Origin of the sequence: Pseudomonas sp. PA15(2017), assembly GCF_001945395.1 — a bacterium.
Lineage (GTDB): Bacteria > Pseudomonadota > Gammaproteobacteria > Pseudomonadales > Pseudomonadaceae > Aquipseudomonas.
In genome coordinates this window covers 67,447-78,130 of record NZ_MSXV01000058.1, presented here as the reverse complement: position 1 = coordinate 78,130, position 10,684 = coordinate 67,447, and the positions used below count along the sequence as shown (strand labels likewise).

Annotated in this window: 12 protein-coding genes; 10 read left to right on the top strand and 2 right to left on the bottom strand. The window is 59.7% G+C overall.

What is annotated here, in order from left to right; genetic code table 11:
* Together BVH03_RS21905 and BVH03_RS21900 are read left to right on the top strand one after the other, a co-directional pair.
* Nucleotides 1-377, top strand: a 377-nt coding sequence (locus tag BVH03_RS21905) for a hypothetical protein (RefSeq protein ID WP_218189560.1), incomplete at its 5' end; no start/stop codon positions are given.
* Entirely contained in the window at nt 374-706 is a 333-nt protein-coding gene (locus BVH03_RS21900; RefSeq protein WP_075963166.1) for a hypothetical protein, read from the top strand. The genes BVH03_RS21905 and BVH03_RS21900, both read left to right, overlap by 4 nt.
* Nucleotides 707-770: 64 nt before the next feature.
* Here the strand turns inward: BVH03_RS21900 and BVH03_RS26160 are convergent, their stop codons facing one another.
* Nucleotides 771-914, bottom strand: a complete 144-nt coding sequence (locus BVH03_RS26160; RefSeq protein ID WP_143486039.1) for a DUF1654 domain-containing protein — start codon at nt 912-914, stop codon at nt 771-773.
* A 52-nt stretch (nt 915-966) separates the two neighbouring features.
* Between BVH03_RS26160 and BVH03_RS21895 the strand changes: the two genes are divergently transcribed.
* On the top strand, nt 967-1,404 hold the full coding sequence (locus BVH03_RS21895) for a LexA family transcriptional regulator (protein WP_075963165.1): 438 nt from the start codon (nt 967-969) through the stop codon (nt 1,402-1,404).
* Between the two features lie 2 nt (nt 1,405-1,406).
* Nucleotides 1,407-2,672 (top strand): Y-family DNA polymerase, encoded by a 1,266-nt coding sequence (locus BVH03_RS21890; protein ID WP_075963164.1) that lies wholly within the window; start codon nt 1,407-1,409, stop codon nt 2,670-2,672.
* A gap of 63 nt (nt 2,673-2,735) precedes the next feature.
* Here the strand turns inward: BVH03_RS21890 and BVH03_RS26155 are convergent, their stop codons facing one another.
* Nucleotides 2,736-3,662 carry a hypothetical protein gene (locus BVH03_RS26155; protein WP_143486038.1) on the bottom strand — a complete coding sequence of 309 codons (927 nt, stop codon included), beginning with the start codon at nt 3,660-3,662 and terminating at the stop codon, nt 2,736-2,738.
* 156 nt (nt 3,663-3,818) lie between these two features.
* Here BVH03_RS26155 and BVH03_RS21885 point away from each other — a divergent pair, with 156 nt between their 5' ends.
* The 6 genes from BVH03_RS21885 to BVH03_RS21860 all read left to right on the top strand — a co-directional run bounded on the left by BVH03_RS21885 (nt 3,819) and on the right by BVH03_RS21860 (nt 10,682).
* Nucleotides 3,819-5,006: a hypothetical protein gene (locus tag BVH03_RS21885; RefSeq protein WP_075963163.1), complete on the top strand. Its 1,188-nt coding sequence runs from the start codon at nt 3,819-3,821 to the stop codon at nt 5,004-5,006.
* Nucleotides 5,006-5,515: a hypothetical protein gene (locus tag BVH03_RS21880; RefSeq protein ID WP_075963162.1), complete on the top strand. Its 510-nt coding sequence runs from the start codon at nt 5,006-5,008 to the stop codon at nt 5,513-5,515. The genes BVH03_RS21885 and BVH03_RS21880 overlap by 1 nt, the downstream gene beginning before the upstream one ends.
* A 9-nt stretch (nt 5,516-5,524) precedes the next feature.
* Nucleotides 5,525-5,968, top strand: a complete 444-nt coding sequence (locus BVH03_RS21875) for a hypothetical protein (RefSeq protein ID WP_075963161.1) — start codon at nt 5,525-5,527, stop codon at nt 5,966-5,968.
* Between the two features lie 411 nt (nt 5,969-6,379).
* Nucleotides 6,380-7,876: a hypothetical protein gene (locus BVH03_RS21870; RefSeq protein ID WP_075963160.1), complete on the top strand. Its 1,497-nt coding sequence runs from the start codon at nt 6,380-6,382 to the stop codon at nt 7,874-7,876.
* A complete protein-coding gene (locus BVH03_RS21865) occupies nt 7,876-8,817 on the top strand; it encodes a hypothetical protein (RefSeq protein WP_075963159.1) in 942 nt (313 codons plus the stop codon). Before BVH03_RS21870 ends, BVH03_RS21865 begins: the two co-directional genes overlap by 1 nt.
* Nucleotides 8,814-10,682: a hypothetical protein gene (locus BVH03_RS21860; protein WP_075963158.1), complete on the top strand. Its 1,869-nt coding sequence runs from the start codon at nt 8,814-8,816 to the stop codon at nt 10,680-10,682. Before BVH03_RS21865 ends, BVH03_RS21860 begins: the two co-directional genes overlap by 4 nt.
* Nucleotides 10,683-10,684 lie beyond the last annotated feature (2 nt).

The window sequence follows — 10,684 nt, the reverse complement described above, 5'->3', positions numbered from 1 at the left end:
CTCAAGCTGACAGGCAGGTGGAAATGATCAGCATAAAACTGTCGCCTTTCCGTGGTGATCAGCCGGCGCCCAGTGTTTCAACGAACGGCTTTGCGCTGACCATCAATGGGGAGGTGTTTGACTTCTCGCCGCTTCAAGCTGGCCAGGCCTTGCCCGCTACCGCTGTGAATTCCGAGTGGTTCACCGACGAGATAACCAGGGCGGGCGATACGCTGTTCGTCACCCTGAGGCTGCCCTACGGGCTCAACCCATCGGATGCTGTGGCATTCCCCGACCCGATCCGCGTGACGAAGGCAGGCACTGTGAAACTGCCGCTCGACGCCGGGCCGGATCTCGCGGAATTGCCTTGGGCCGCTGCTAGTGTGGAGGCGCCATGAACATCGATTTCAGCAAGATGATCACCGCCGCCGACAAGCAGGCCGTGCAAGAACAGGCGTTGCGTGATGCCTTCAAGCTCGCCCGCGCCGCTGCCGTGAAAGCCATCACAGTGACGACCGCCAGCGGCCAGGTCTTTGACGGCGACGAGATCAGCCAGGGCCGCATGGCTCGCGCCATCCTCGGCCTGGAGTCAGCCGGTGACGGCGCGACTGTGCGCTGGGTGCTGCACGACAACACCGCCGTCGACGTCGGCGCGCCTGAGCTGCGTGAAGCGCTCGCGCTGGCCGGCCAGGCGCAGGCCGATCTATGGGTGCAGCCGCAAGGCTGATCGCCGGTCATTTCAATGCAGCCCGCCACTGCGCGGGCTTTTTCGTGCCTGGAGAAACCCATGGTCAGAATCTCTGTTGCCTTGATGGAGCAGAGACCGCTGATCGGGATTTTTGCGCGGCCGGAGAGTTGATAACCCGCTCAACTCGGGCGCCGAGCAGTTCGTAGGTGCTGGGAGCGGCTGCCGTTCGGGAATTGCCTTTTGCCATGATGTGAATGCCTCGATTACTGTATGTACATACAGTAATCGAGATTTACCCCATGTCACTTACCATTCTGGGCCGCAACCAGCGGCTCACCCACCTGTTGCCCGAAGCCAAGGAACTGCGCATCACGGGCTTCCAGTCCCCCGCCGAAGACGAGAAGGAAGAGGGGCTTTCGCTCGACGCGCTGACCAGCCTGGGGGCGCCCCACGTATGGGTGGTGCGGGTGGAGGATGACAGCCTGATCGGCTTCGGCATGTACCCCGGCGACCGGCTGGTGGTGGACCGCGGCACCATGACCAAGCGTGAGCAGTACGTGGTGGTGGATCTCGAGGACGACGGCCTCTACCGCGTGCGCCTGATGATCGATGACGGCGACGGCCGCCTGGTGCTGCGCGCGCCCAGCCGTTTCACGCCCGACATCAACCTGGAGTACGAAGAGTGCGTGCAGATCTGGGGCGTGGTGCGTTGGGTGATCAGTTACGTGGGGCGCTGAGCATGAGCCAGGTATTCGCGTTGATCGACTGCAACAGCTTCTACTGCAGCTGCGAGCGCATCTGCCAGCCGGCCCTAAAGCACAAGCCGGTGGTGGTGCTCTCGAATAACGACGGCTGCGTGATCGCCCGTACCGCTGAGGTGAAGGCCCTCGGCATTCCCATGGGCGCGCCGTACTTCAAGGTGCGCGACCAGCTGCGCGCTGGCGGCGTGGTGGTTCGCTCCAGCAATTACACGCTGTACGCGGACATCAGCAACCGGGTAATGCGCACCATCCGTGACATGGTGCCCGGCATCGAGGTGTACAGCGTGGACGAATGCTGGGCTGACCTCACCGGCATCGCCGACCGGGATGGCCTCGGCCGCCAGGTGCGGGCACGCCTGCTGCGCGATATCGGCATGCCCGTGGGCGTGGGCATCAGCACCACCAAGACGCTGGCCAAGCTGGCCAACTGGGCCGCGAAGAAGTGGCCGGCCACCGGCGGCGTGGTCGATCTGACCGACCCGGCCCGCCAGGCCAAGCTGCTGCGCATCGCGCCGGTGGGCGAGGTGTGGGGCATCGGCCGGCGCCTGGCGCCGCAGTTGGAGGCGTTGAAGATTCACACCGCGTGGGATCTGGCGCACTTCGACGTGGCCACGCTACGCAAGCAATTCGGCGTGACCCTGGAGCGCACCGCACGCGAGCTGCGCGGCGTGAGCTGCCTGGATTTCAACGACGGCCCACCGCCGAAACAGGCGATCTGCTCCAGCAAGATGTTCGGCGAGAAGCTAGAAGACCTGGCGCCGATACGCGAGGCCCTGGCCACTTACGTGACGCGCGCCTGCGAGAAGCTGCGCAGCCAGCAGAGCCTGTGCGGTGCCATCCAGGTGAGCATCAAGACGCAGATCCACAACCCTGCGCTGCCGCGCTACGCGAACGCGCAAACGGTGGCGCTGCCAGTACCGACCGATGACACGCGGGACATTCTGGCACCGGCGCTGCGCGCCTTGGATGCGATCTACCGGCAGGGCTTCGCGTACTCGAAGTGCTCGATTCTGCTGATGGACTTGAGCCAGCGCGGCGAGGTGACGGCTGATCTATTCGCGCCCGCAGCGCGGGCCGGCAGTGACAAGGTGATGGCCGCGCTGGATGCAATCAACAGGCGGGAGGGTGCCGGCACCGTGCGTTTGGCGCGGGTGCCGGTCGATCCTTGGTGGGGCATGAAGCGGGAGATGAAGAGCCGGTGCTACACCACAAGGTGGGAAGAACTGATTGGTGTTAAAGGGTGAGATAGTTCTAGTTCTCCAATGTATTGGCTGCGCTGAATAATCAATGCCGATAGATAGAGAACTCTACGTTCTAGGAATGAAGTAGGGCATTGTAAAAGATCTCGCCTTAATTCCTACTGTTGTAGATAAGCTGATTTGTGCATGTGCGCGCTGTGGGTTTTCAGGTTTTTTTCTGCTGGGATTGCTAATTGTAAAGTGTCCTGGCTTCTTCTCTACGACCGTCGCGTAGTCTTTGTTAAATTCGTCAGGTAACAGCATTAGAGGGATTTCTGATACGGCGCGTAGGCAATCAAGAGCTATGTCTTTATGGCTTTCCATGGTCTCGGCAGGTTTAACATTCCGGTGTGCCCTTACAGTTGACTCTAGGCATGCGGCGACTTTATACAAGCTAAAAAGGTGAAACGATAATTGTTGGTTTAGGGAGAATCCAGTATATACATCTTCAAACCTCTGGTGAATCAGAGGGTCTGGGCCGGTACAGTTTTCTGCAACGATGCCTTCAATGTAGTATCCAATAATTACTCCTGCAGGGGATGAGAACGTAAAAGGGCGAATTACACGGTGCTTGTGTTTTATTTCGTTAACTATCGCGGACGTGTGTGCTCGTATATCTGAAGTGGCTGCGCTGAACGCACGGGATGCCTTAGTGAACTTAGATTTTTCATCCTCTGAGAAAATCGACCTGATAACTGATTGGCATGCCTCGATAAAGTTGTTTGTAAAAAAGAGCATGTTAAATATGTCTATACGGAAGTCATCAAGGTCGATCTTGTATTCAGGACTTTCGCACTTCTTTCGCGTCTCTATTTTGAGATTTATAGCTAGGCGTTCGATACTTTTTAAGGCATCCGTGAACGCAAAAAGGAAAATGTCTGCAGGATGATGCAACCCTAGCGCTGCGTGTCGGCTTGCGGCGTCTTCGACATTTACTAATGTTCTGACAACCTCTGGTTGGTAGCCATCGATTTTGCTGGGGAATTTGAATTCCATGCGTGAGCCTCTTCGAAGTTGAAGTCGTAAGTCGCCAGTGTAATAGCTGTGGTGGCACCAAGCTATTGCATGGTTGGTTGCCGCGACCCCCTGTAGGGTTCGCTAGCAGCACCTGCGCCGCCACAAACTCTCGGCATCCTTTACCGAGAGACAGCAATGCCAGCCCCGCCAATCCGTTTCGACGCCTGGCCACAAGGCGTCAACAACATCGCGAAGGCCAATCGGCTTCCCGAAGGGGCCGTCAGGGGCTTGGTCAACTTCGACCCTGCCGCTGACGGCATCCTTGCGTTGCGTGCTGGCTACAGCAATGTGCTGCCAGTAGCGGAAGGGCGGGCGCTTTACGCAGTAGGCAAGTACCTGGTGATTGTGGATGGCGCGGTGCTGCGATCCTACGACACCGACACCGGTGACAGCATCGAGCTTGGGGCAATCGCGGCGGATTCGTCTGTAGCTGCAGCCGAGCTCAACGGTGTGCTGTATCTCAATACGCCGGTCGACAGCGTTCGCACCGACGGAAAGTCGCTGAAGCCTTGGGCAGTGCCGGCGCCGGGTTGCCACTTGGAGGTGATACCAGGCGGCACTCTCTCTGGACGGTACTGGATCGCATTGGTTGCTGTAGGCGCCGACGGCGAAGAGTCGGGTGCAGACCCTGTTCTGTTGGATGTGCCGGAAGGATGCGGGATCCGGATCAGCAGCGCTGACGCGCGGCCTATGCGCATTTACGCGTCGGTGCCCAACGGCGCCACGCTGTTCTATCAGGGGCTGCTGTACGGCGGTGCCGTGGCGCTGACCTCGATAAAGGACAGCCAGGAATACCTGGGAACCGAAGGCCTGGGGCCGCTCCCCTACTGCGATGAATTGGTCGCCTACCACGGGGTGCTGGTGGGCCGGCACGATCGCTACGTGTTTTTTACCTCCCCTATGTACCCGCATCTCACCGATCCCGTTCGCGGGTTCTTCCAGTTTCCCGCGCCGGTCTCGCTGTTGGCCGCTACCGATGGCGGCGTCTACGTCGTCGCCGACAAGACCTATTTCATCACCGAGCTGGAAACCCCGGCGCCCAGCCGTCGCACGGTGCTTGAAATGGATGCGGTGGCCGGCTCGGCCGTGACCCTGCCTGATGGCCGTGCAGCCTGGTTCACCCGCTTTGGCCAGGCCATTGGCGATGCCATGGGCCAGGTGCAGTTGGTGAACCGCTCGCAATTCGCTCCCGAGATAGCGCGCAAGGGCGCTGCTGGCTACCTCGGCCACAACGGCAACGAGATGGTGGTCACCACCATGCGCGGTGCCACCGACACAAACAACCTGGCGACGGGCGACTTCGCCGATCTGGAGATAGGTTAATGAGCCACGACACCCTGAACATCCTGGGCTTCCGCCACGAGCTGCAGCTGTTTGATCGACGCACCGGCGAGCTGGTGCACAGAGAGGTCAAGCACAACCGTATCCCACAGGCTGGCCTGGACTTTCTGGCTCAGGCTCCTTTTGGAGATGTCGCGTCGATTCCCGCGTTCTACTGCGGCCTGTTCACCAAGAACTTTCTGGCGTCTGCCAATACCAGCGCCGCGGATATCCCCGCGATTATGGGCGAATTTCTCGACTATTCCGAGCCGACGCGGCCCGAGTGGCTGCGTAGCTACAACGACGGCACCTACGACAACCTGGCTTCGAAAGCCGTTTTCACGCCGACCAAAGATGCGACGGTGTACGGCTCATTCATCGTTTCGAACCAGACCAAGGGCGCCAACAGCGGCCTGTTGCTATCGGTTGTCCGGTTCTCCACCGCCAAGCAGTTGTCCGTGGATCTGGACGCCAAGCTGGTCTGCGGAATCACATACATCCCCACCAACTAGGAGAGCCCCATGGCTATCAAATTCAGCACTGCGCTGCGAGAAGGACTTGTGGTGTCCGGTCCGCTTCGCACCTTGCTAAACGAGTGCGTGGTTCGCATCTACAGCGGATCGGTGCCGGTGAGCCCTGACTCGGCAATTGGCAGTGCCGTACTGCTCGCCGAGATATCTGCAGGCGGGACAGGGACGCCCTTGACGTTCGAGTCGGCCGCGCCGAACGGCGTACTGTCGAAGTCGGTCGCGGAAAACTGGACGGGTACTGTGATCGCCAATGGGTCGCCGACATTCTTCCGACTGGTCAAGCCCGGCGACACCGGCAATGCCGGCACTACTGACGTGCGACTTCAAGGAACTGCTGGTTCACCTGGTAACGACATGGTGATTACAGAACTGCCGCTGATCACTGGAGCGCCTCAGTCGTTCGACTTCTTTCAGATCGCTATCCCGGAGCAGTGATCTGTGGCCAACCGCCTATTCAAGACCCCAACAGCCATTTATGTCGCCGAGGTAACCCCTATACCTACGCGACCTGCCTTTTGCGTTACGCAGGCGCAGAGGGTGGGGTATTCGAGGGCCTCAGGCAGTTCGTCTGGATCGTCTGGGAGATCTTCTGGGAGTATGGTGTACGCGCCTTCGAACCCGGCGAACAACCCATCGTATGGCGGTGCGATGACTGGCGGGTCTTGGGTATACATCCCACCACCAGGTAAAAGCTCGCCGGGATCGAGCTCGGGCAGTTCGCTTACCCCCCGATTTCAGAACATCACCACCTGTTATCCGGAACTGCCAGGACGCGCCGGATCACCCGCGCGCACCGATTACCAAGCCAATACGGGGTGGAACGCTGGCGCTCGATCGCGCAGCCCGGTGCCGAATTTCGGTGAGTTTTCGGGAACCTTGGCGGCATCTCTTGTAGCGACGCAGTTTGGATTCGGACGCCGCTCGTACAACCACACCTACGGCGCCATGACGCATTCAGTGGTGGCGCGCCAAGGTGAGTGGACGGTGGTGGAGCAGGGCGCCACCAAGGCCCGTGGCTCTCTGCCTGCGCAGGCTCGGGTAACGGTGAGGCGTGAGGCCGGAAAGGTCTCGTACTGGATCAATGGGAACCAGGTGTATATCTCGTCAGTGCCGATCGCTGGAGAAGTGTTCGGGGCGGCGCTGCTCTACAGCTTGGGCGATGCAGTGGATGCGCCAAGCATTAAGGCGCTGGCCCAGGTGATCAACGTCTACGCTGAGGCTCCGCGGTGGCGGATGCTTGCATCTGACGCGCCAGTAGCTGGTGTGATGGCGGATATTCCCAAACCCTTGCTGATTGCGGCGTTGCGGAGAATTCACGGGGTTTCCCGGTTCTCTGCCCTCGTGCCGCACCCGGCCATGCTAGCTGCAGATCGCCCCATCGCGATCATGTCCGGGGTGCTGCCTCGAGCAAGGATGCGGGCAACGCTTGGTTTTTTGGAGCGGGTACCGAACCAACTGGTGGCGATCATGCCACCCCCGATTGTGAGCATGAACCTGCGAAGCGGTGGAGTCTTGACCGTGAGAGCGAGGTTGCCGGCGATCGCTGCCTTGGCGACGGACCGGCCACTTGCTTACGTGCGCGCCGCGAAGCCGCTCGTTGCTTATATCCGAAGCGGTGCGCCGTACATGGCAGATGGCGAATATGACGGGATGGACAACGTCATAGCTGCCGACTCTAGCCAGCTGGATGCGGCGCTGCTGCTCCTCGGCATCGATAGGTTGGGCATCGCGTCTTCGGCCACGCTCACGATCGTGTTGGAACTCAGCACCATGGATGCTGTGCGGGTTGCATCGGCGAGTTCGTTCGGCCAGATGATGGAGCTGATGGCCATGGATAGCGTGGCGGTGTTCAGCTCCACGTCAACAGCACGGCATCAGGCGATCCAGTACGCGGTCAACGCCCTCACAGGTGCGCCAACAACTTACGAGGGGTTCGACTTCCAAGCCTTTGCGACTGTGGATGGCGTGACGTACGGGATTCGATCAGACGGCCTGTATCGCATCGGTGATGCCACAGACAACGGCGAGCTGATCAATGCGCTGATCGACTTTGGAACCTCGGATTTCGGCGACTCCCACGTCAAGCGCGCGGAAATGGCCTACCTGGGGCTTCGAACCGACGGACAGTGCTACCTGCGTGTGCGAGGCGATGACGGCGCGGAGAGGGTTTATCGTGTCAGCGGCGATGGAAGCGTGAAGAGATCAACGCTGGCCAAGGGGGTGGCGGCCAGAAACTGGTCCATCCAGCTGGAGGTCGCAGATGCGTCCTATGCAGAGGTGGACTCCTTCGAACTGCTCGTAGGCGCTACCCAGCGCCGCGGCTCTGGCTACAGGACACGTTGATGGCGACGATTGACGACAACATTCAGCAACTGATGGACTTCGCCCAGGGCGCGCTTACGAATGCCCGCGCAGCTGAAGGCCGTATCTCGTCATTCATTCCATCGGTGACTGGGGCGGATCTGGGCCATTCGATCAGCCAACCCAGCCTGCAGGCACCAGCAAGGCTGAGCGATCTGCTGAGCCCGGACAATTCCAGCTCGACGCTGCGCTTCCTGGACAACGAAAGCGAGAAGTGGATCGACAAGTACTTCCCTGAGATCAACGCGTCGCTGCGTACTTCGCCAGAGGAATGGTTGGTGGGCATCATCACCGGCCAGCAGCCGTTTGGCCTGAATAAAGAGGTGTTCGAAGCGATCTGGCATGAGAGCCGGGATCGCGAGTATCGAGCCCGCAATAGTGCGGTTCGACAGATCCATACCGAATTCAGCGCGCGAGGATTCAGCGCACCGGTGGGCGCCCAGGTTGCCGCGCTCGTTCAGGTCGAGCGCGCAGCTGCAGACGCGATCGGTGACGTGAACCGCGCGCAAACGATCAAGGATGCCGAGCTCAAGCTCGACCTACTGAAGTTCGCTGGCGAGCAGGCGATCCGCCTGAAACAGGGCGTGCTTCATGCGATGGCGGACTTCTATCGCCAGTGGGTTGATTTGCCCAATCGAGATCTGGAAGCCAGCCGTATCAAGACACAGGCCTATGCGACTTTCCAGGGGGCGATGGCCAGCTATTACAACGTGCAACTCGGTTTCGAGGAGCTGCGCCTGCAGGCGGCAAACCTGCGCATGAACGGCCGCTTGGACAGCCAGCGCATACGAGTGGCTTCAGCATCAGGGGACACGCGCAATGCGGCGCTTGCCCAGGCCGCCCGGGCCTATGGTGATGTCGCTGCCGCTGCATCGAGTGCTGCGTCGACCCTCAATGCTGAAATTTCCTCTGGTGGTGCATGATTCGCAAGACGAACACCGCCAGCGGCTCGTACCTGCTGAGGCGAGCTGCGAAGCTCGCCAAATCAATCGTCAGCCGCTTTGGGATCAAGCACGAATTCTTCGACGGCTTCATTGTGCGCGGACGGCGGGTCGGTAAAAACTATTCGGCTGAAGTGTACGACCCTCCTGCTTGGCTGGTTGTGGTCGGCACGATGAAGGTAGCCGCCCCGACAGATCTGGCTGACTCTCTGGTGATCGAGCTGCCGCAGGGCAGGGATGCCCTCAACGGAAGGGTCAAGATTGAGCCCGTCACTATCACCGACGAGTTCTTAGTGGCCAGGCCTCAAGGATTGTACCGCCTCGGCGAGGCGTTGCTGCCTAGCTACAGTGCGCCAACTTTCACAGCAGAAACTGCTTTTACGGTTCGGAACTTGGGACACCTGAGAGGCTACAACCGGATGTATATGCCGGAGCCTTACCAGGTCAACTTGGCGGCGTTCGTAGATCGGAGTGCAGTGGTGCTGTATCAGATCCTGGTCCTGGCGCCGCAGCTCTACCGAGCAAGGTTTGCACTGCAGCCCAATGGGTGGAGTCGGCAGAACTCAGATCCGAGTACTTCGCCATTGGCTATGCTGACGATCCAGATCGATGACTCATTCCTAAGGCAGCTTGGCGCTTTGCCATTCAGCATGCGCCAGTCGCCACCGCCGTACGACCCAGCTGACAACACCCAAACCTATTACTCCTGGGCGCAGGTTCCGTGGCAGGAGCATGTAGCGGAGCGGTATGTCGAGTCGGTGGACGGCGAGGATAAGGCCTTCTACCGGGCGACGCTTTGGTCACAAGTGGTCGTCGACATGATCGATGACAATGACAGTTACGGCGCTCGTGGAATATGGGTGGTAACCGTCAGAGTGGCCATAGAGGAAAGAGCCGCTACGGTGACCGCTCAGTTTCTGATTGACCATCAGGAGGCAGACAATCCCTACCGTCGCCCGCGCAGGGTAGATAACGGCTACTTGTACAACGCCCATTTGAGAACTGGTGGCGAGGTATTGAATTCCGGAACCGCCGTATTTGTGGATGCGTTCATGGTAAGCACGGACGGCCGCGCTTACCCCGACCCGCTAGGAAACGTGCGCCGATATGCGTCGCTGGATATTCATTGGGTAGACCGCCAGGGGATTCGGCTGCGTTCGCAGGTCATACAGGACGCTTTCGATGTTAACACCGGCCCCCACGATATGAAGGCTCCCATCGGCATGGCCACGGATGGGCAGACTGCGGTCGTGATCGTATTCAGCACGCCGTATCTCAACCGCCCATCAAATTTCGACGTGATCCTCATTGGCGAGGATGTGGCGCGGGTGGTGTACAGCGACGACGTTTCGTTCTTTCAATGCCTTGGCGCCAGTTCCGCCTTCTACTACAGCACCGGCAGGCCAGGTGCCGTGGACAATTGGGGGGCGGAGGGAGCCGGTGGGAGCCAGGTTTGCTACATCGGCAACGGCAAGTATCTGTTTTACGTGAGCAGCAGGATGGGGTCGACGACCATCGCGGCCGGGGATTGGGCTGCTGCGGTATACGACATCAATGCCAACTCCGTTGCTGTAGTGGGTGTGATAGATCCAGAGATAGAGACCGTATTTTCCCCGCTGATTCTGGGACGGCCGGTTTGCCTCTCACCAGAAGACCCTGACTCGCAGGCGCTGGCGTCGATACTGGCGACAAGGGGAGGGTCTGCCCAAGCAGCAACTGAGCCCGGAACGGAGCAAGGGGACACCTGGATAAGCGCAGATTCAGGCGCGACGTGGACCAAGATTGCCGACTACGGCTCTCCAGCTGGCGTCATGCACGCTGGCAACATAATCCAATCACGAATTTAGGT

Coding starts and splice junctions, on each gene's coding strand:
- BVH03_RS21865 (WP_075963159.1), top strand. CDS start 7,876: ATGGCGACGATTGACGACAACATTCAGCAACTGATGGACTTCGCCCAG.
- BVH03_RS21885 (WP_075963163.1), top strand. CDS start 3,819: ATGCCAGCCCCGCCAATCCGTTTCGACGCCTGGCCACAAGGCGTCAAC.
- BVH03_RS21880 (WP_075963162.1), top strand. CDS start 5,006: ATGAGCCACGACACCCTGAACATCCTGGGCTTCCGCCACGAGCTGCAG.
- BVH03_RS21890 (WP_075963164.1), top strand. CDS start 1,407: ATGAGCCAGGTATTCGCGTTGATCGACTGCAACAGCTTCTACTGCAGC.
- BVH03_RS21860 (WP_075963158.1), top strand. CDS start 8,814: ATGATTCGCAAGACGAACACCGCCAGCGGCTCGTACCTGCTGAGGCGA.
- BVH03_RS26160 (WP_143486039.1), bottom strand. CDS start 914: ATGGCAAAAGGCAATTCCCGAACGGCAGCCGCTCCCAGCACCTACGAA.
- BVH03_RS21900 (WP_075963166.1), top strand. CDS start 374: ATGAACATCGATTTCAGCAAGATGATCACCGCCGCCGACAAGCAGGCC.
- BVH03_RS26155 (WP_143486038.1), bottom strand. CDS start 3,662: ATGGAATTCAAATTCCCCAGCAAAATCGATGGCTACCAACCAGAGGTT.
- BVH03_RS21895 (WP_075963165.1), top strand. CDS start 967: ATGTCACTTACCATTCTGGGCCGCAACCAGCGGCTCACCCACCTGTTG.
- BVH03_RS21875 (WP_075963161.1), top strand. CDS start 5,525: ATGGCTATCAAATTCAGCACTGCGCTGCGAGAAGGACTTGTGGTGTCC.